This window comes from Bradyrhizobium sp. Ken01 (genome assembly GCF_055807355.1).
On the sequence record NZ_JBVVPC010000040.1, the window covers coordinates 32,274 to 52,449 of the forward strand.

Here is a 20,176-nt window from a genome sequence, read left to right on the forward strand (position 1 = left end):
ACCGCCGCGCGGTCGCTATCATTGGTGGGCGGAATCTTCAGAACGCTTCCGCGGGCAGTTCCATGATGGTGGCGCAGCCGGCCTGGATGCGCGCGAGATTGGCGGCGGTCTCCGGCAGCATCCGCTCCATGAAGAAGCGGCCGGTGACGAGCTTGGTCGAGAGATAGGGAGTTGCCCCGCTCTCGGCAATCTTGGCTTGTGTCACTTTCGCCATCTTCGCCCACATGTAGCCGAGCGCGACGAAACCGAAGAGGTTCAGGTAATCGGTCGCGGCGGCACCGGCATTGTCGGGCTTGGCCATCGCATTCTGCATCAGCCACGTCGTGGCCTGCTGGAGATGGCCGAGCGACGCCGAGAGCGGCGTGATGAAAGGCTTCATCGCCTCGTCGCCGCCGTTCTCCTTGGCAAAGGCCATGACCTCGCCGAAGAACGCCATGATGGCGCGGCCGCCGTCGCGCGGCAGCTTGCGGCCGACGAGGTCGAGCGCCTGGATACCGTTGGCGCCTTCGTAGATCATCGCGATGCGCGCATCGCGCACGAACTGCTCCATGCCCTGCTCGGCGATGTAGCCGTGGCCGCCATACATCTGCTGCGCCTGCACCGCGTTGGCGAAGCCGTAATCGGTGAGGAAGCCTTTCAGGACGGGCGTCATCAGGCCCATGTGATCGTCGGCGGCCTGGCGATCCTTGGGATCCTCGGAGCGATGGGCGACGTCGCTCTTCAGCGCGGTCCACATCACGAAGGCGCGCGCGGCCTCGTTGAAGGCGCGGATCGACAGCAGCGTGCGGCGCACGTCGGGATGAACGATGATCGGATCGGCCGGCTTGTCCGGCGCCTTGGCGCCGGTGAGCGAGCGGCCCTGGATGCGATCCCGGGCATAGGCGACCGCATTCTGATAGGCCACTTCGGACTGCGCGAGACCCTGCACGGCGACGCCGAGGCGGGCCTCGTTCATCATCACGAACATGCCCTGCATGCCCTTGTTCTCTTCGCCGATCAGCCAGCCGACGGCGTTGTCGTAGTTCATCACGCAGGTGGAATTGCCGTGGATGCCCATCTTGTGCTCGATCGAGCCGCAGACCACGCCGTTGCGCTGCCCCACCGACCCATCGGCATTGACCAGGAATTTCGGCACCACGAACAGCGACACGCCCTTGATGCCGGCGGGCGCGCCCTCGATGCGGGCCAGCACGAGGTGGATGATGTTGGGCGCGAGGTCATGCTCGCCGGCCGAAATGAAGATCTTGGTGCCGGTGATCTTGAAGCTGCCGTCGGCCTGCCGCACCGCCTTGGTGCGGAGCATGCCGAGATCGGTGCCGCAATGCGGCTCGGTCAGGTTCATGGTGCCGGTCCACTCGCCCGCCACCATCTTCGGCACGTAGGTCTGCTTCTGCTCCGGCGTGCCGTGGACGATCAACGCCGCAGTCGCGCCCATGGTGAGGCCGCCATACATCGAGAACGCCATGTTGGCGGAGATCTGGAATTCGTTGACGGCCTGGGAGAGCGTCACCGGCAGACCCTGGCCGCCGTACTCGGTCGGTGCCGACAGGCCGAGCCAGCCGCCCTCGGCGACCTGCTTGAACGCCTCCTTGAATCCCTTGGGCGTGGTGACGCTGCCGTCATCGGCGCGCCTGCAGCCTTCGAGATCGCCCACGCGGTTGAGCGGCTGCAGCACCTCTTCGGCAAGCTTGGCGGCTTCGCCGAGAATGGCTTCGCGCACGTCGCTCGACGCATCGGAGAAGCCGGCCAGATTGTCGTAGCGGTCGATCTGGAAGACGTCGTTGAGCAGGAAGTTCACGTCTTCGACGGGGGCTTTGTAGATCGGCATGGTGGTCTCCCGGCAGGCCTTGAAGCGATGATGCTGGCTTAGGATTGAGCGGCGGCGAGCTGTTCCGCCATCAGGCGATGCAGCATGTTGATCGCCTTGAGCGGCCGCACCATCACCTTGAAATGCGTGATGCGTCCGTCGCCATCGAAGGTGATGATGTCGACGCCGTTGATCTCGATGCCGTCGATCATGGTCTTGAATTCGAGCACGGCGCCGCTCTCACTCTTCCATTCGCCGGCATAGCTGAAGCCGGCACCACCGAGCACCTTCTCGGCGCTGGCGAGATATTTGAAGGTGATGTCGCGGCCGCGCTGCGGCGCGTGCACGACGGGGCTTTCGAAGATTGCGTCGGGATGGAGCAGGTCCCAGAGCGCTGCCTGGTCATGCGACTTCATGTAGCCGTACCAGGACTCGAGGCCGGTCATTCAGGTGCCTCCCTAAAGGCAGTGCAACTTAAAGGCTTGGGCAAAAAACGCGAAAACAACCCCATGCACAGTAGCGCGAAGGTTGATTCCACTCGGATTTTCGGGGCGGTGTTTGCCCTCGTTCTTGGGTCGCCTCATATGCACATTGACGCATATGCGCCGATGCGCATAAAGTCAAGCCAATTGGTTAAGGTCGAGAACAGGAGGACCGGGTCATGGCTTTGGGCGACGCAATCCTCGCATGCCTGACGGAACGTCCGATGACGGGCTACGAGCTCGCCAAGACATTCGATTCCTCGATCGGCTTCTTCTGGAAGGCCGACCACCAGCAGATCTACCGCGAGCTCTCCAAGCTGCGTGACCGCGGCTACATCCAGGGCCGCGAGGTCGTGCAAACCGGCAAGCCCAATAAGCTGATCTATACGCTCACTCCGGAGGGCCGAACAGCGCTGCGGCACTGGGCCGCGCGGCCAAGCACGCCCCCTTCCATCAAGGACGACCTCCTGGTGCGGCTGCATGCGCTGGACAGCATCGGCCTCGAGCCCATGCGCACCGACCTGATGGCCCGGCTCGAGCACCACCGCGATCGCCACGAGAACTACGAGCGCATCCTGAAGAAGCGCTTTCCGGAAGGCGCGGCCTCCGGCGTGCTCGACCTCGGTAACCTGCTGCTGCTTCAGCTCGGCGCCCGGCACGAGCAGATGGTGGCCGATTTCTGCGAAGAGGCGCTCGAGGCGCTGTCGGCGATGAGCGCAAACGGCACCGTGGTGCCGCTGGAGGAAAGCAAGCGGGAAGGCAAGGGCTGAGACCGCTGTCGGCTAAAGATTCCCGACTTCGCGGCCGAAGTTCAGCTCAAAGTCGCCGGCGGATCCAATGCCTCGCGCGCGCAGCTTCGCCATGCGCTCTGCTGCGCCTGGCCAGCCGAACGTCGTGAAGAAGGTGTCCTGCGTCGCCTGCAGCTGAGCGGGGTCCGGTAGCCCGTGCTGGTTGATCGTCGCTTTACAGGTGCTCAGCGCCTGCTTGTCGAACGACAGGATGCGCCGCACGAAATTCGCGACGAACTCATCAAGCTGGGCCTCGGGGATGGCGCGGTTGATCCAGCCGTATCGTTCGGCGGTCTCCGCATCGAAATCGTCGCTGCCGAGGATGATCTCCATGGCGCGAGAGCGGCCCACCAGGATCGGCAGGCGTTGAAGCGCCCCGCCGCCTGGGATGAGGCCGCATCCGACCTCTGGCTGGCCGAAGATCGCCTTTTCCTTGCTGGCGAAGCGAATGTCGCAGGCCAGGGTAAACTCGCTTCCACCGCCGCGCGCCCGGCCGCGGATCACTGCAATGCTGAGGACGTTACTCTGAGCCAGCTTGGTGGCCGGTTCGATCCAGCGTGGCGCGCCGAACCGGCTGCGGGGCTCGGCTGTGCTGTAGTGAGCGATGAAGAAGTCCGGGTTGGCGCTCTCGAAGGTCACGACCTTCAACGCATCGTCCGCTTCGATCTCCTCCACCAGGTCGTAGAACTCGTCGTAGGTGCGATCGTCGATCGCATTGATCGGCGGGTTGTTGAAGGTCACGCGCCAATACCCCGGCGTGGACTTGTCGATGCTGATCCTAGCGGGGATGTCGCTCATGGTTGCCTCCGTTCCGCGGACTTGTTGAAGGAGCCTTGCCTCAGGGGACGATGACGAGCTTCCCGCGCGTATGTCGGCCGGCCAGAAGCTCGTAGGCGGCGGCGAGCTGGTCGAAGCCATAGGCCGCGCTCACGGAAGCGCGGATGGCGCCGGTGTCGATCAGGGCCGCGATCTCCGCCAGTTGAGCGCCGTCCGGCCGGGTGAGAGGGCCGTGGAACTCCGCCTTTCGGGCAGCGGCGCGCGCGATGAACGGTCGAACGGCCGCCGAAGCTTGCTCGGCCACGGGAGGCGGGAAGCCGATTTCGCGATAGCTCTGGGCGTCGGCGGTGCGCACGAGACCGACATAGCGGCCGCCTTCGCGCAGGGTGTCGATGCCACGCTCGGTCAGTGGACCGCACACACCGTCATAGACCACATCGAACGGGCCGGCAGCCTCGAAGCTTTCGGTTGTGTAGTCGATCGTGCGGTCCGCTCCGAGCCCGGCCATGAACGTCTGGCTGTTCGGTCCGCCCGTCGCAACGACGTAGGCCCCGAGGTGCTTGGCGAGCTGGATGGCGAAGGCGCCGACGCCACCCGCCCCTGCCTGGATCAAGATGCTTTCGCCGGCCTTGAGCCGGGCGCGCTCCACAAATGCCTGCCAGGTGGTCAAGGCGACGGTCGGCAGGCTCGCCGCCTCCTCGAACGAAAGGGTGCGCGGCTTGTGGGCCAGGAGATTCAGTGGAACGGCTGCGCGCTCGGCATAGGCGCCGGGACGCCGGTTAGGCAGGCGGGCGTAAACCTCGTCACCTGCCTTGAACGCCGCGCCCGAGGGCGCGGAGACAACGACGCCCGCGACGTCGTAGCCCATCACCTGCGGAAAGGTGAATGGAAAGGCGGCATGGAACAGACCCTGGCGCATGGCGAGCTCGACGGGATTCGCACCGGCGGCCCGAACCTCGATCATTGCCTCGTCGGCCCCCGCAACGGGGTCGCTGACCTCCCCGTAGGTGACCACCGAATTGTCGCCGTAGCCGTTGATGTACGCTGCCCGCATTTCATACTCCTCGCGCTAGGTCGCCAGACCTGTTAGTCTCATTATTGAACTTTTACTGGCATGAATGATTGTTGGCAAGCCCTCGTCGCGGCGCCGGCGTGAACCAGAGCGTTTTCGAGCGAAATGGAGGCCGGTTTGCGTGAAGAAAACGCGTCAAAAGAGACTCTAGAACCGATAAAGCTCTAGAGGTTGCCGGCCCGAGCCTTCGGCTTGCCCGCGGCGCGCCGGCGCAAGCGAATATCGGCAAGCGTGATCTCGCGCCCAAGGGAGGAGCGGACCTTTATCGGCTCCAGTTCGCTGCCGTCGATGCCGTCAAGCATTCGAATGGGGGGCGGATCGGGCCGGAATAGCCATCGGTCGCCCCATTGGCGAAGTGCGATGATGGTCGCAAAGAGATCCTCGCCCATCTCGGTCAGAACGTACTCGTGCCGCCGCGCTTCCTCGGCGATGGGCCGGCGTTCGAGAATGCCAGAGGCGACGAGTTTCTTCAGTCGGGCGGTCAGTAGATTCCGCGACATCTCCAGCTCCTTCTGGAAATCGTCGAATCGGGTCGTGCCCCCGAAGGCTTGGCGCAGGATCATCAAACTGCCCCAGTCGCCGATGACGTCAACGGAGCGGGCCATGGGGCACTCGTACGAGGCCCAACTTTTCCGCTGCATGGACTGATCTCCTTCGCCGGTGTCGTCTGGGCAGGAATTAAGGCCCGATGCGAGAACCGACAAGGGTGCCACAAACTCCTGCCGCGTGTCCTTGGACGCCGATCGGGATCTAAGTCCAATGCCATTGACGGTTTGGGTACAGCACCTAGCTCGGCAAATTGTCAGTCATTCCGGGCGGCACCTCACCTTGCTCCGAGCGTTCGGCCAGAAGTTGCTTTCGGCCTCGTACCAGAAGGTGTCCATTTTCCCGCTGGGCTCGCCGGCACCCTCCAGATCTCATCAGCGCGTTTGCGAACTTCTTCTTCGGTCAGACCAGCCTTTCTGAGCCATCCTTTGGTCGCTGAAGTTCCGAGCTGCTAGCGCCCGGAGAGTTCCTGGCGATGCGAGATTCCGATCGCATCCGACGGGCTGGGGAGCACAGCGCCCCCGCCCAACTTTAAGACACCGTCAACGGGTTCCTTAACCCGTTATTTACCGTAACAGACAAAAGTCGGTTTTCGAGGCAGACGACCCGCGCCAAATCCGATTGTCTTTCAACCGGCACGCGAGGGGAGACTGGAGGCGCCGGGTGGGGCGCCGGAGTCGGAACCGGACAGAGTCATGAATTCGCGCGTATCGTGGAGTGTTGACGGCATCGATCCATCCGTCCGGGAGCGGGCCGAAGCTGCTGCGCGTCGCGCCGGCATGTCACTCAACGATTGGCTCAACTCCACGCTCGGCGAGACCGCCCCGCCGAACTTTCGCGGACTTTACGACCAGCGTCCGCAAGCCCAGCACGTTCCGAGCCAAGTCCCGAGTCACGTACCAAGTCACGTGCCGAGCCAGGAAAGCCGCGAAGTCGCCGACATCCACCAGCGGCTCGACGCCATCACCCAGCAGATCGAACGAATTTCAAAGCCGGCGCCGCGGCAAGATACTTCGCGGCAGGATTCTTCGCGACAAGACGTCTCGCGGGAGCAGGGCGTTGCGCGTCAGCTCAACGACGCGATCTCGCGGCTCGATGCTCGGCTGTCGCAAATTTCGAAGCCGCAGCAGGCTCCGGCACCGCGACAGGCACCCGTTGAAACGCGCCAGCGCCAGGCCGATGCGGTCGAGCGTGCGGCAGCGCAGGTCTATCGCAGCTCACCGCCCCTGAGCCCCGCTTCGTTCGACGTCGCGGTCGCCGAGATCACGGCACGGCAGAGCGAGCTCGACGGCTTTACGCCCAGGCAGATGCCGCCGCGCGCAGCACCCTCGATCGCGCCTGCGGCAGCTCCTTACGCGCCCCCTGCCTACGCTCCGCCGCCACCGCAGCCGGGGCCGGATTTCTCTGCGCTCGAGCGCCATCTGCTCAAGATCACGAGCCAGATCGAGTCGCTGCAGCGGCCTGACAATACCGAGCAGGCGATCAACAGTTTCCGCAGCGAGCTTGCGGAGATCCGCAACGCCATCACCGAGGCGATGCCGCGCCGCGCGATCGAATCGATCGAGAACGAGATCCGCTCGCTGCATCGGCGCATCGACGAGACCCGCTCCAACGGCACCGACGGTCAGGTCCTGTCCGGCATCGAGCACGCGCTCTCCGAGATCAAGCAGGTGCTCCGCACGCTGACGCCGGCCGAGCAGCTCACCGGCTATGACGAGGCGATCCGCAATCTCGGCGCCAAGCTCGATCTGATCCTGCGCGCCAATGACGATCCCTCGACGGTCCGCCAGCTCGAAGGCGCGATCTCGGCACTGCGCGGCATCGTCTCCAACGTCGCCTCCAACGAAGCGCTGGCACGGCTCTCGGACGACGTGCAGCTGCTGTCGTCCAAGGTCGACCAGGTCACCCGTTCGTCCGGCCAGGGCGACAGTTTTGCGGTGCTGGAGCAGCGCATCGCGGCGCTCACAGCTGCTTTGGAAACGCGCGAGCGCCCTCAGCCATCCGAGAGCAGCGAGCATCTCGAAAGCGCGATCCGCGCCCTGTCCGACCGTTTCGACCGCATGCAGGTCGGCAACGACTCGGCGTCGACCTTTGCTCATCTCGAACAGCGGGTCTCGTATCTGCTGGAGCGGCTCGAGGCCGCCTCCGATCCGCGCAACGGCAATTTCAGCCGCGTCGAGGACGGGTTGCACGACATCCTGCGCCACCTGGAGCGGCAGCAGGCGACCTATTCCGCGCTGGCCGAAAGCCGCAGCTCCGCGCCGCCCGCCGAGTCCGGCATGGTCGATCTGGTCAAGCGCGAGCTCTCCGACATCCGCTTCAGCCAGGCCGAGAGCAACCGGACCACCCAGGATTCGCTGGAGGCCGTCCACAACGCACTTGGCCACGTCGTCGATCGTCTCTCGATGATCGAGGGCGATCTGCGCAATGTGCGCACCGCGCCGCCCGCTCCTCCGCCGCAGCCGATGCCGATGGCGGCTCCCATGGCGCCCGCGCCGATGGCGCACGAGCCGCGGCAGCAAGCACAGCAGCACCCGAAATACGATCCGAAGCCCGAGCTGCCCAATCCGGCAGCCGCGCAGGCGGCGCATGCCGCCTTCGCCGCCGCGCCGCGCGAATTCCATGCCGCCGCGCCGGCGGCGCCGCCGCCGATGCCGCCGCAGATGCCGATGGCACCGCCGGTTCCGCCACGCGCGATCAGCGAAATCCTGGAGCCGCATACGGCGCCACCGCGCGCCGCGCTTGCGCCCGACCTGCCGCCGGATCATCCGCTCGAGCCGGGCACAAGGCCGGGTGCACGCATCGCCACGCCGTCGGAGCGCATTGCTGCGTCCGAAAGCGCAATCAGCGACATCCCGGCCGCGCCCAAGGAGCCGGTGTCGTCGTCGAGCTTCATCGCCGCCGCGCGCCGCGCCGCGCAGGCCGCCGCCGCGCAGCCGACCGAGAAGCCGGCCCGTGGCGCCAAGGCCGCAATCGCCCGCGCCAAAGACAAGGGCCAGGAAGGTGCCTCGACCATCACCTCGAAGATCCGCTCGCTGCTGGTCGGCGCGAGCGTGGTCGTAATCGTGCTCGGTACCTTCAAGATGGCGATGAACCTGCTCGATGGCGGCAGCCCGTCGCCGTCGCCGCAGGCGATGGAGAATTCGTCGCCCGCACCCGCGCCGCAGGCCCCGCCGCCGGTCGAGAACAAGCCCGCCACGCCCGAGCAGGTCACGCCGTCGATGACCTCGCCGACCCCGATCGGGCGGCAATCCCAGAACAATGCCGCGCCGGCGCCCGCCGCCAGTTCGGGCAACTCGGCCTCGGTCGAAATTCCGCCGGTGCCTGCCGCAGCGCCGCAGCCGGCCTCCAGTGACGTCACCGGCGCGCTGTCGGGCACGAGCCGCGCGAAACTCGCGATGATCCAGGTGCCGCCGACCGAAAAGCTGCCTGACGGCATCGGTGGCCCCGGCTTGCGCACCGCCGCGATGAAGGGCGATGCGACCGCGGCCTACGAGATCGGCGTGCGCTTTGCCGAGGGCAAGGGCGTCGCTGCAAACTACGACGAGGCCGCCAAATGGTACGACCGCGCGGCGCAGGCCGGCGTGGTGCCCGCCACCTTCCGCCTCGGGACACTCTACGAAAAGGGTCTCGGCGTGAAGAAGGACGCCGACATCGCCCGCCGCTACTACACGCAAGCCGCCGAGCGCGGCAACGCCAAGGCGATGCACAATCTCGCGGTGCTCGATGCCGATGGCGGCGGACGCGGCGCCAACTACAAGAGCGCGGCACTGTGGTTCCGGAAGGCCGCCGACCGCGGCGTCGCTGACAGCCAGTTCAATCTCGGCATCCTCTATGCCCGCGGCATCGGCGTGGAGCAGAACCTCGCCGAATCCTACAAATGGTTCACCCTCGCCGCCGCCCAGGGCGATGCGGACGCAGCAACCAAGCGCGATGACGTCGCCAAGCGTCTCGACCCGCAATCGCTCGCGGCCGCCAAGCTCGCGATCCAGACCTTCAGCGCCGAGCCGCAGCCCGACGACGCCGTCAACGTTGCGGCCCCGAACGGCGGCTGGGACAGCGCCCCGCAGGCCAACGCGAAGCCTGCGCCGAAGCCGGTCGCCGCCAAGCGCGCGGCGTCCGCGGTGCGCTGAGAGCGGTCGCTCAATCGTCTCTGACGAAAAATCCCGCCTGGTCGTCCTGGCGAAAGCCAGGACCCATTACCACAAGCAGCCGTTGTTGAAGGACGCTGTGGCCACAGCCTGCCGCGATAACAACCAGTCGGGATAATGGGTCCTGGCTTTCGCCAGGACGACATGGGAGGAGCCACGGCGCCTCGATCACCCTCCTCACCGCAGCCATTCACCACGCCCGAAATTCCCGGTCCCGCCCGCCGTCGAATTCCGCTATTGAGAGGCGCGGCAATCGTTCTGCCCTCCTGCGAGCATTCCGCGCAATCGATCCGTCTCGCCGGAAGCGTGGTCTCTCGATGCAGCTCTATCTCCCGATCGCCGATCTCCCGGTCAACGTCTTCCTCGTGCTGGCGATGGGTGCGGCCGTCGGCTTCGTCTCCGGCATGTTCGGGATCGGCGGCGGCTTCCTGATGACGCCGCTTTTGATCTTCATCGGCATCACGCCGGCGGTCGCGGTCGCTTCCGTCGCAAGCCACATCGCCGCCTCGTCCTTTTCCGGCGCGCTCGCCTATTGGCGGCGCCGCGCCATCGACCCCGCGCTGGCGAGCGTGCTGTTGTGCGGCGGCGTCACCGGGACCGCGCTCGGCGTGTGGACCTTCACGCAGCTGCGCGCGCTCGGCCAGCTCGATCTGATGATCGCACTGTCCTACGTCGTGCTGCTTACCACCGTCGGCAGCCTGATGTTCTCCGAAGGCCTGCGTGCCCTGATGCGGACCCGGCGTGGCGCGGTGCCGCCGCGACGCACGCATAACTGGATCCATGGCCTGCCGCTGAAGATGCGGTTCAAGCGCTCCAAGATCTACCTCTCGGTCATTCCGGTCGTGATCGTCGGCATCGTGATCGGCTTCATCGGCGCCATCATGGGCATCGGCGGCGGCTTCATCCTGGTGCCGATCATGATCTACCTGCTGCGGGTGCCGACCTCGACGGTGATCGGCACCTCGATGGTCCTGACGCTGGTCACGATGCTGTTTGCCACCCTGCTGCATGCGGTGACAAATCATCTGGTCGACGCCGTGCTCGCGCTGATCCTGATGGTCGGCGGCGTCACCGGCGCGCAGTTCGGGGCACGCGCCGGCCAGAAGATCCGCGGCGAACAGTTGCGGCTGCTGCTCGGCCTCTTGATCCTCTCGGTCGGCGTCCGCTTCGCCATCGAGCTGGTGATCCGGCCAGAGGATCTCTTCACCATCCGCGAGCTGGGAGTGAACGGATGACGCGCGCAGCTCTCGCGGTCCTGCTCGTTGTGCTGCTCGGCTCCGCTGCGCGCGCCGAGCGGCTGATCGTGTCGGTCTCCAACCATCGCGTCACGGTGACGCCGAACTATTCCGGCGAGGAGCTGGTGCTGTTCGGCTCGGTCGAGAAGGACGCCTCCACGCCCGCCGACCGCAAGACCTACGATCTCGTCGTCACCGTGATGGGCCCCCGCGCCGACATGGTGACGCGACGCAAGGAGCGTACGTTCGGAATCTGGATCAACACCGACTATCGCCAGTTCCTGGAAGTGCCGAGCTATCTCGCATTGTTCGCCAACCGCCCGTTCGACGTCATCACGTCGCCCGAGATCGCGCGGCGCCAGCAGATCGGGCTCAACAACGTGCTGCTGACCCAACGCGTCAGCGGCGACTATGCCGACGTGGTGCCGAACGACGCGTTCCGCTCCGCCTTCATCCGCCTGCGAACCCAGCGCGGTCTCTACCGCGAGGATCCGAGCGCAGTGACGTTCCTGACACCGACATTGTTCCGCACCGGCATTCCACTGCCGGCCGAGGTGCCGATCGGGACCTATGAGGTCGAGATCAAGCTGTTCGCCGACGGCGCGTTCATCGGCAAGACCGAGACCGCGTTCGAGATCGTCAAGGTCGGCTTCGAGCAGTTCGTCGCGACGACGGCGCGGCAGAACGGGCTGATCTACGGCCTCGTCACCGCCGCGATGGCACTGATGACGGGCTGGATGGCGTCGATTGTGTTTCGGAAGGATTGACCTTCGTCATTGCGAGCGCAGCAGCCCAACGAATTCTCCGCCGTCGTCCTGGCGAAAGCCAGGACCCATAACCACAGGCAGTCGTGGTTACGAGGATTCGGAGTTACCACTAAGCGTCAAACTGCTCCCTGGGGTAATGGGTCCTGGCTTTCGCCAGGACGACACTGGGGAGAGCTACGGCGCCTGCACCACCGTGGGCACTCCCGGCTCCAGCAATCGCAACCTTGTCCCAAAACCCAGCACATCAAACGTCTTGCGCAGATCCTCGCTGTTCTGGCGGAAATGCGCCCACCCTTCTGTATGAACCGGCACGATCACCGCATCGGGGAACGCGCGCGCGGTCTCGATGGTGTCGTTGGTGTCCATGGTGAGATGGAACGGCCCGCGCGTTTGCGCGGCGCCGGCGAAAGGCATCACCACGCCGCATTTGAAGCGGCGCGCGACCTCGGCGACGCCGTCGAACCAGGTGGTGTCGCCGCTGATGTAGACCGAAGTGGTGTCGGCCCGGCTCGACGACACCACGAAGCCGACGACGTCGCCTGACAGCGGCTCGATGCCGGCCGGGCCGTGACGCGCCGGGGTCGCGGTGATCGTCAGCGAGTTGCCGTCACGATCTTTCAGATGCGCCGTGCCCCACGGCGCCAAACCTTCGACATGCCCGCCGAGGCGCTGCGCGCCGGCCTCGGTGGTCAGCACGCGCTTCACATTTTTGAGAAAGTCGCGGCCGGAATTGTCGAGATTGTCCGAATGCTGGTCGTGGCTGAGTAGCACGGCATCGACCGGGCCGATCGCATCGGCCTTGAGCGCAGGGCCGATCGTCTTCTCCAGCTTCACGTGCGGCAGTTGATAGGCGCCTGGCGCATCGAAGGTCGGGTCAGTGAGCAGGCGAAAGCCATCGATCTCGATCAGCGCAGTGGGACCGCCGATCAGGGTGATGGAAATGGGCATGATGGGCTCCTCTTACGCGACGGATTTGGCGGGCCGCGTCACCAGGTAGATGCCAAGTGCGACCGGGATGATGCCGAGCAGATCGCGTGCCTCGACATGCTCGCCGAGCACGAGATACGCGAACAGCATGCCGAGCGGCGGCATCAGGAAATGATAGGCACTGGCAGCCGTCGCGCCACACACTTTCAGGAGATGAAACCAGAGCCAGTACGCCATGATCGAGCCGCCGAGCACGAGGAAAGCGAAGGCGCCGATCAGGCCCGGCGTGAAGTCGATGGCATGGACGTCAGCGAAGGTGAGCGCGACCGGCGTCAGCACGACGCCGGCGGCGAGATTCTGCACGCCGTTGCCGATCCACAGCGAGCCCTTCGGCGCGAGCAGCTTGAACAGGATAGTGCCGGCGACGAGGGAGGCGAGCGAGGCCAGCGTGAACACGATGCCGTGCAGCGAGTCGGTGCCGACCGACAGGCGGTGCCAGACGATCAAGGTCACGCCGATGATGCCGAGCAGGAGGCCGCTCGCCTTGCGCCAGGTCATGCCTTCGCCGAGCAGCAGCGCGGCGAGGGCCGCCGTGAACACCGGATTGGCCGACACGATCAGGCCGCCGAGGCCGGCGGAAACCGATTGCAGCCCGGTGTAGCCGAGGCCGAGATAGAGCGCGTTGTTGGCGACGCCGAGCACCGCGAAGATCGCGGCATCGCGCCACGACAGCGACCAGTCGTCGCCGCGGACCAGCGTGGCACCGAGAATCAAGATGCCGGCGAGCGAAAAGCGCGCGGCAAGCAGGATCAGCGGCGGGCAATGGGTCACGCCGATCTTGCCGGCGACGAAGGCGTAGCTCCAGAGCAGGCAGAACAGGCCGATGGCGAGCGGCAGCGTATTGAAGCGGCTGCGGGGAACCGAAATCGAGGGAGCGAGGGACATGTGGGCGTTCTCCTGAACCCTCGATCTAGGGACCCGGCTTGTCATTTGGAAATTAAATGATTAACTTCCATTCAGTGGATTTTCGAATGGAGGCGCCCCATGCTCGATCTCGAGCTCCTGCGCAGCTTCGTCTCCGTGGTCGATGCCGGCGGCTTCACCCGCGCCGGCGAGCGCGTCCACCGCACGCAATCGACTGTCAGCCAGCAGATCAAGCGGCTGGAGGAGGATGTCGGCCAGGTCCTGCTGCACCGCGACGGCAAGGATTTGCGCCCGACCGAAGCCGGCGAGCGGTTGCTGTCCTATGCGCGGCGGCTGCTGTCGCTCGCGGAAGAGGCGCGCGACGTGCTGCGCCAGCCCGACGGCGAAGGCGCGATCCGGCTCGGCATTCCCGAAGATTTCGCGGCCTATCGGCTGGCGAAACTGCTCGGCGCCTTCTCGCGCTCGCATCCGGGCCTGCGGCTCGATGTGCGCGCCGACCAGAGCAAGCATCTCGCCCGCGATCTCGAACGCGGCGAGCTCGATCTCGCATTGTTCAAGCGCGCAGCCGGGGAGAAGGGCGCGATTGCGGTGTGGCCGGAGCAGGTGCACTGGGTCACCAGCAAGAGCCATCCGATCCATGCCGATGTCGCCTCCGTGCCGCTGATCGGCTTTCCGCTCGGCTGCCTCTACCGCGCCGGCGCCATCCACGCGCTGGAGAGTGCGGGCCGGCCCTGGCACATGTCCTATACCTCGTCGAGCCTCGCCGGCATCCAGGCCGCGGTCGCGGCCGGCATGGGCTTGAGCATCCTGTCGGAGATGGCGATCCAGTCCGACCACCGCGTGCTGACCGCAAAGGACGGCTTCGCGCCAATCAACCGAACGGAAGTCGCGTTGATGGCCGCGCCGGGCGCAAGTCCCGCGACGCTGCGGCTCGCGGATCGGCTGGCGGAGTTCTGCGACGATGTGCAGGCGAAGGCGGCTTAGCTGCACCTTGACGCGGCAATCGCGTGGACGCGGCGGTCGCCGAGCAAATGCGCGACAAAACCGTTCTTTGGAAAGATTTTTGCAAACGCCGCGTCGCGGATGCTGAGGCCGCCGGCATAGGCGCCGAAGGCGGGCATCACGGCGCGCATTCCGTCAGAGGCGAAGCAGCGGCGCTCCATCGAACGGCCACGCGCGGAGACGCGAGCCTTGGGATGCAGATGGCCGGCGATCTCGCCGCTCGCGCCGGTCGGCTCATGGCGGAAGGTGATCGGGCCGATCGCGACCTCGTCGGCGACGGTGCCGCCGAGATCACGCGGCAGCGCCGGATCGTGATTGCCTGAGATCCAGATCCAGTCGCGACCAGCCTGCAAGGCGGCGACCGCGTCGCGATCCTCCGCCGACAGCCGTCCATGCGCGGTGCGATCGTGAAAACTGTCACCGAGCGCGATGACCACGCGCGGATTATGGCGGGAGATGACAGCAGCGAGCCGGCCAAGCGTCGCGATGGTGTCGTAAGGCGGCAGCAGCACGCCGCGCATGGCGAAGCTGGAACCTTTTTCCAGATGCAGATCGGAGATGACGAGCAGGCGCTGCTCTTCCCAGAACAGCGCGCCGGAAAGATCGGCCGCGAACGTCACGCTGCTGATGCAGACATTAGAAACGCGCATGTCCTCGATATCCTCTGAAACCAGCGCGCCTGCCGTCACGTCAAAACCTGCTGTTATCCCATCGCCTCTTTGACGAGCTCGTCGGCGGCTTCGGCCAGGAGCTCGTCTCCAGCTTCGCCATAGACTGACTCGCGGCCGATTTCCAGCATCACGGGGACCGCGAGCGGGGAGACACGGTCGAGTTCCCGGTGCGTGATGCGGCCCTGGATGCGGGTGAGCATGTCGCTGAGCCGGCGCAGATCGAGCAGGCCGGTGGCGGCATCGGCACGGGCGGCGCGCAGCAGCACGTGATCGGCCTGGTGTTTTCGCAGGACGTCGTAGACGAGATCGGTCGAGAACAGCACCTGGCGGCGGCTCTTCTCCTCGCCGGTATGACGGCGCGCGATCAGGCCGGAGATGATCGCGCAATTGCGGAACGTGCGCTTCATCAACGCGGATTCGGCAAGCCATGCTTCGAGATCGTCCCCGAGCATGTCGGGATCGAACAGCGTGTCGAGATCGATCCTGCCGTCCCGGATCATGGAGGACATGTCGCCGAGTGCCCAGACCGCAATCGCATATTCGTTGGCGACGAAGCCGAGCGGCCGGGCGCGGGCACGCTCCAGCCGGCGCGTCAACAGCATGCCGAGCGTCTGGTGCGCGAGACGGCCCTCGAAGGGGTAGCAGACGATGTAATGCTTGTTGGCGCGGGGAAAACTCTCGACCAGCAGCTCGCGCACCGCCGGCACGCGGGAGACGTCCTTTTGCAGAGATAGCCAGTCGCGCACCTGCTCCGGCAAGGCGCCCCACGCGCGCCCGTCATCGAGCAGGCGGCGAACCCGTTCGGCAAGATAGGTCGAGAGCGGAAACTTGCCGCCCATATAGGACGGCACTTTCGGGTCCTTGTCATTGGCGCGCGAGACATAGACCTGGTCTTCGACCAGCGTCTCGTAGCGCACCACCTCGCCCGAGAACACGAAGGTGTCGCCGGGCGAGAGGCCCTCGATGAAGGCTTCCTCGATCTCGCCGAGCAACCTGCCGCCGCGCGCGATCACGCCTGTCGACCCGCCTGCTTTTCCTTGACCTCCACCGCGCGAGCGCACCAGGCGCACCTTCAGCATGTCGTCCTCGACGATGGTGCCGACATTCATGCGGTAGCTCTGCCGCACCTTGGGATTGGCGACGCGCCAGCGGCCCTCCTTGTCCTGCTTGATGCGGGCGAAGCGCTCATAGGTCTTCAGCGCGTAGCCGCCGGAGGCGACGAAATCGACCACGTCGTCGAAATCCTGCCGCGTGAGATCGGCATAGGGCGCGGCGGTGCGCACCTCGTCGTAGAGCTCGTCCGAGAAAAACGGCTCGCCGCAAGCGCAGCCGAGCACGTGCTGGGCCAGCACGTCGAGTGCCCCGATCCGCAGCGGCGGCGTGTCCTGCGCATTCTCGGCGATGGCGTCGATCGCGACGCGGCACTCCAGCACCTCGAAGCGGTTCGCCGGCACCAGCACCGCGCGCGAGGCTTCGTCGAGCCGGTGGTTGGCGCGGCCGATGCGCTGCATCAGGCGCGAGGAGCCCTTGGGCGCGCCGATATTGACGACGAGATCGACGTCGCCCCAGTCGACGCCGAGATCGAGCGAGGAGGTGCAGACCACGCCGCGCAAGCGTCCCGCCGACATCGCGTCCTCGACCTTGCGGCGCTGGGCGACGTCGAGCGAGCCGTGATGCAGCGCGATGGCAAGATTGTCGTCGTTCATGCTCCAGAGGTTCTGGAACAGCATCTCGGCCTGGCTGCGGGTGTTGACAAAAACCAGCGTGGTCTTGTTGGCCTTGATCAGCTCGTAGATCTCGGGAAGCGCATGGCGCGCGCTGTGGCCGGCCCAGGGCAGGCGCTCGCGCGTGTCCATCATCTCAACCAGCGGCGGTGCCGCGCCGCCGGCAAGGACGATGTCGGCCGCCGCTTCCTTGCCGCCGGGCTGCGGCACCAGGAAGCGCGCCAGCGATTCCGGCTCGGCCACGGTCGCCGACAGGCCGATCGCGCGCATCTGCGGTGCCAATCGCCACAACCGCGCGAGCCCGAGCGACAGCAGATCGCCGCGCTTGGACGTCACCAGCGCATGCAGCTCGTCGAGCACGATGCGCTTCAGCGAGGAGAACAGGAATGGCGCGTCGTCGGAGGACAGCAGCAGTGCGAGCTGTTCCGGCGTCGTCAGCAATATGTCAGGCGGATAGCGCCGCTGCCGCTGCCGCCGGGACGTCGGCGTGTCGCCGGTGCGGGTCTCGATCTTGATCGGCAGCGCCATCTCGGCGACCGGACGCTCGAGGTTGCGTGCGATATCGACCGCGAGCGCCTTGAGCGGCGAGATGTAGAGCGTGTGCAGGCCGCCGGTGCGTTGCAGGATGCGGCCGGTGGAGATCACCGATTTCGCCGAAGCTTTGGGCGCAGAGCTCAGCTCCACCAGCGTCGGCAAAAACCCCGCCAGCGTCTTGCCGGCGCCGGTGGGAGCGATCAGCAATGCGGAACGGTCCTCGCGCGCCTTCTCCAGCAGCGCCAATTGATGCGCGCGCGGCGACCAGCCGCGGGCCGCGAACCACGCCTTGAAGCGGTCGGGCAATAGCGCGGCAGGCTCGGCCGGGATTTTGCGGATGCGGGGCGGCACGGCAGCACAGGTAAGCCGTGGGGGTGGGTTCGTCGAGGGGGTGTACTTCCCCTCTCCCCGCCCGGGGAGAGGGGAAGAGACAGCGGTGCGCCCCCCTACTCCGACATCGGCTTGTCGGAGATGTCCCAGTCCTTGCCGGTGAAGGTGGAGATGAAGAGCGTCTTCATCGGCGTGTAGTTCTCCGGCGTGTAGCTGTAGGTGACGCCGTCGAGGAAATAGGGCGAGTGGAAGCCCGCGAGGGTCGAGGCCTGCTTCAGCACGTTGGCGCGGGTGAGCTCGTCGCCGCAGCGGCGCAGGATCTCACCCATGGTAACGGCCTGGCCGTAGCCGGCGAAGGCGATGGTGTTGTCCTGATCGATCGCCGGCGTGTACTTCTTGCGCAGCTCCTCGAACGCCATCACGTCGGGGTCCTTCTCCCATTTGGGCAGGCCGACCTCCTTGTTGTAGCGGATGGCGACGATGCCGGCGGCGTTCTCCAGGCCCGCGGCATTGAGGATCGAGCGGCCGGTCGAGCCGGCCGACAACAGCTGCAACGGCTTCCAGCCGAGCTCGGCCACTTTCCGGATCGACTGCGATGACGCCTTGCCGGTGGAGATGTTGTAGAAGACGTCCGCACCCGATTTCGAGAGGTTGATGAGCTGGGAATCGACCGTCGGATCGGTCAGATCGTAGGTCTGCTCCATGATCACCTTGGCGGTGCCGCCGGCGTCTTCCAAGACCTTCTTGAAGGGGCCGAGGAAGTCGCGGCCGAAATCGTCGTTCTGGTAGAGGATGCCGACCTTGGCATTCGGCTTCACGCTGACGACGTGCCGCGCCAGGATGCGCGCCTCGGTCGGATAGAGCGGCAGGCCCGCCATGGTCCATTTGAACTCTTTCGGGTTATTCCACTTCGACGCGCCGGTGTTCAGCAGCAGCTGCGGCACGCCCTTCGAGTTCAGGTATTTGTGCACGGCGGTCTGCGGGGCGGTGCCGAGCGAGCCGTAGAGCGCGAGCACCTCTTCCTGCTCGACCAGGCGCCGCGTCGCCTCGACACATTTCGGCGCGCTGTAGGCATCGTCCATGGTGAGGAATTTGACTTTGCGTCCGTTGATGCCGCCCTTCTCGTTCAGCATCTGGAAATAGGCTTCGCCGATGCGCCCGAGCACGCCGTAGAGCGAGCCGGGGCCGGAATGCGGCACGGTCTGCCCGATCTTGATCTCGGTGTCGCTGGCGCCGGCGTCGTATTTCTTCTCCGCGGCCCAGACGTAGGGCGCGGGCAAGGTGGATGCCGCGATGGTGGCGAGCGCGGCGGCGCTGAAATCGCGCCGCGATGGATTCTTCGTCATTGTTTGTTTCTCCCTAGCCAGGACATTGTGCTGGCATCGCGGCAGGTGTCGCAAGTGGGAAGTCACGGCTTTGCGACGCAATGACGCTTAAAGCCTCGCGTATAGCGCCTAGACTCAAGTTTTCTCGGCGACCACGACAAGGCCGCGCACCGGCTCGTTGTTCTCGATGCGTGGCGAGGCCCGCTCCAACGTGAGGAGCTTGAGGCCGGCCAGCGCCATCGCATCGCGCACATATTCCGCCGAATGGGCATAGCGCAGGCCTTCGCCGAGAACGATGCCGCTGCCGTCATGGGTCTCCAGCGTGAACGCAAGCACGCCACCGGGCGCGAGCACGCGCCTGGCCTCACTGAGCACCGGCGCGAGATCGGGGAGATAGACGAACGCATCGGCGGCGACGACGAGGTTCGCGCTCGCATCGCCCTTGCCGCGCAAGCCTTCGATCATGTCGGCAACTTCGAGCTCGGCATAGAGGCCGGTGGCTCGCGCCTCCCTGACCATGCCGGGCGACAGATCGATGCCGATGAACTGGTCGACCTGTTTTGCGAAGGCGGCGGCCGCAAGCCCCGTCCCGCAGCCGAGATCGATGCCGCGCTTGAACAGGGCGGGCTTCTTCGCGGCGACGCGGGCAGCCACCACGGCTTTGAAGATCAGCGACGGGGCGCGATAGCCGAGATCGTTGATCAGCACTTGCTCGAAGCGCGGCGCGTATTGATCGAACAAGGCCTGCACATAGGCCTTGGGCATCTCGGACAATTGCGCGTCGCCGAGGCGGATCAGATGCAGATGAGCGCCGTGCTGATCGCTCGGATCGGACTCGCGCGATTTGCGAAAGGCCGCAATGGCCTTGTCGCGCTCGCCGAGTTGCGCGCGGATTTCGCCGAGCGTGAACCAGGCCGAGGTGAAATTCGGCGCAAGCTCGATGGTCTGCTCCAGCAGGTCGGCGGCGGCCGCCAGATCGCCCTTGAGCTGGAGATCGCGCGCGAACTCGAAGCGGCGGTCGGCCATGAGGTCGCCGGAGGTCAGGAACAGGCGCAGGGGCATTGGGGGAACCAGGGAACGAAGCGGTGATGACTCGAAGATGCGGGGTCGCAAC

16 protein-coding genes are annotated in these 20,176 nt (G+C 65.8%); 5 read left to right on the forward strand and 11 right to left on the reverse strand.

The window, feature by feature from the left end; all coding sequences use genetic code 11:
- Positions 1-37: 37 nt before the first annotated feature.
- Together AC0L3S_RS29810 and AC0L3S_RS29815 are read right to left on the reverse strand one after the other, a co-directional pair.
- Entirely contained in the window at positions 38-1,828 is a 1,791-nt protein-coding gene (locus AC0L3S_RS29810) for an acyl-CoA dehydrogenase C-terminal domain-containing protein (RefSeq protein WP_473261094.1), read from the reverse strand.
- Positions 1,829-1,866: 38 nt separating this feature from the next.
- Positions 1,867-2,253 carry a nuclear transport factor 2 family protein gene (locus AC0L3S_RS29815; RefSeq protein ID WP_473283176.1) on the reverse strand — a complete coding sequence of 129 codons (387 nt, stop codon included), beginning with the start codon at positions 2,251-2,253 and terminating at the stop codon, positions 1,867-1,869.
- Between the two features lie 215 nt (positions 2,254-2,468).
- Between AC0L3S_RS29815 and AC0L3S_RS29820 the strand changes: the two genes are divergently transcribed.
- Positions 2,469-3,059, forward strand: coding sequence for a PadR family transcriptional regulator (locus tag AC0L3S_RS29820; RefSeq protein WP_473283178.1), 591 nt, complete (start codon positions 2,469-2,471; stop codon positions 3,057-3,059).
- A 12-nt stretch (positions 3,060-3,071) separates the two neighbouring features.
- Here AC0L3S_RS29820 and AC0L3S_RS29825 read toward each other — a convergent pair whose 3' ends face one another.
- The 3 genes from AC0L3S_RS29825 to AC0L3S_RS29835 all read right to left on the reverse strand — a co-directional run bounded on the left by AC0L3S_RS29825 (position 3,072) and on the right by AC0L3S_RS29835 (position 5,531).
- Entirely contained in the window at positions 3,072-3,875 is an 804-nt protein-coding gene (locus tag AC0L3S_RS29825) for an enoyl-CoA hydratase/isomerase family protein (protein WP_473283180.1), read from the reverse strand.
- Positions 3,876-3,915: 40 nt separating this feature from the next.
- Positions 3,916-4,908: an NADP-dependent oxidoreductase gene (locus tag AC0L3S_RS29830; RefSeq protein ID WP_473283182.1), complete on the reverse strand. Its 993-nt coding sequence runs from the start codon at positions 4,906-4,908 to the stop codon at positions 3,916-3,918.
- A 182-nt stretch (positions 4,909-5,090) separates the two neighbouring features.
- Entirely contained in the window at positions 5,091-5,531 is a 441-nt protein-coding gene (locus AC0L3S_RS29835; RefSeq protein WP_473283184.1) for a winged helix-turn-helix transcriptional regulator, read from the reverse strand.
- 636 nt (positions 5,532-6,167) lie between these two features.
- On the opposite strand from AC0L3S_RS29835, the gene AC0L3S_RS29840 reads away from it, so the two are divergent.
- The 3 genes from AC0L3S_RS29840 to AC0L3S_RS29850 all read left to right on the forward strand — a co-directional run bounded on the left by AC0L3S_RS29840 (position 6,168) and on the right by AC0L3S_RS29850 (position 11,625).
- On the forward strand, positions 6,168-9,605 hold the full coding sequence (locus tag AC0L3S_RS29840) for a tetratricopeptide repeat protein (RefSeq protein WP_473283186.1): 3,438 nt from the start codon (positions 6,168-6,170) through the stop codon (positions 9,603-9,605).
- A gap of 335 nt (positions 9,606-9,940) precedes the next feature.
- On the forward strand, positions 9,941-10,858 hold the full coding sequence (locus tag AC0L3S_RS29845) for a sulfite exporter TauE/SafE family protein (RefSeq protein ID WP_063994557.1): 918 nt from the start codon (positions 9,941-9,943) through the stop codon (positions 10,856-10,858).
- Positions 10,855-11,625 carry a TIGR02186 family protein gene (locus tag AC0L3S_RS29850; RefSeq protein ID WP_473261106.1) on the forward strand — a complete coding sequence of 257 codons (771 nt, stop codon included), beginning with the start codon at positions 10,855-10,857 and terminating at the stop codon, positions 11,623-11,625. The genes AC0L3S_RS29845 and AC0L3S_RS29850 overlap by 4 nt, the downstream gene beginning before the upstream one ends.
- Before the next feature lie 174 nt (positions 11,626-11,799).
- On the opposite strand, the gene AC0L3S_RS29855 is transcribed toward AC0L3S_RS29850, so the two are convergent.
- Positions 11,800-12,573 carry an MBL fold metallo-hydrolase gene (locus AC0L3S_RS29855; RefSeq protein ID WP_473283188.1) on the reverse strand — a complete coding sequence of 258 codons (774 nt, stop codon included), beginning with the start codon at positions 12,571-12,573 and terminating at the stop codon, positions 11,800-11,802.
- Between the two features lie 12 nt (positions 12,574-12,585).
- Positions 12,586-13,497, reverse strand: a complete 912-nt coding sequence (locus AC0L3S_RS29860) for a DMT family transporter (RefSeq protein WP_473283190.1) — start codon at positions 13,495-13,497, stop codon at positions 12,586-12,588.
- Between the two features lie 99 nt (positions 13,498-13,596).
- Here AC0L3S_RS29860 and AC0L3S_RS29865 point away from each other — a divergent pair, with 99 nt between their 5' ends.
- Complete coding sequence (locus AC0L3S_RS29865) at positions 13,597-14,460, forward strand: LysR family transcriptional regulator (protein WP_473261113.1); 864 nt, start codon at positions 13,597-13,599, stop codon at positions 14,458-14,460.
- On the opposite strand, the gene pdeM is transcribed toward AC0L3S_RS29865, so the two are convergent.
- The 4 genes from pdeM to AC0L3S_RS29885 all read right to left on the reverse strand — a co-directional run bounded on the left by pdeM (position 14,457) and on the right by AC0L3S_RS29885 (position 20,124).
- Positions 14,457-15,128 carry a ligase-associated DNA damage response endonuclease PdeM gene (gene pdeM, locus AC0L3S_RS29870; RefSeq protein WP_473283193.1) on the reverse strand — a complete coding sequence of 224 codons (672 nt, stop codon included), beginning with the start codon at positions 15,126-15,128 and terminating at the stop codon, positions 14,457-14,459. The genes AC0L3S_RS29865 and pdeM overlap by 4 nt on opposite strands.
- Before the next feature lie 53 nt (positions 15,129-15,181).
- Positions 15,182-17,758: a ligase-associated DNA damage response DEXH box helicase gene (locus AC0L3S_RS29875; protein WP_473283195.1), complete on the reverse strand. Its 2,577-nt coding sequence runs from the start codon at positions 17,756-17,758 to the stop codon at positions 15,182-15,184.
- A gap of 95 nt (positions 17,759-17,853) precedes the next feature.
- A complete protein-coding gene (locus AC0L3S_RS29880; protein WP_473248134.1) occupies positions 17,854-19,083 on the reverse strand; it encodes an ABC transporter substrate-binding protein in 1,230 nt (409 codons plus the stop codon).
- 114 nt (positions 19,084-19,197) lie between these two features.
- Positions 19,198-20,124, reverse strand: coding sequence for a class I SAM-dependent DNA methyltransferase (locus tag AC0L3S_RS29885; protein WP_473283196.1), 927 nt, complete (start codon positions 20,122-20,124; stop codon positions 19,198-19,200).
- Positions 20,125-20,176: the final 52 nt, after the last annotated feature.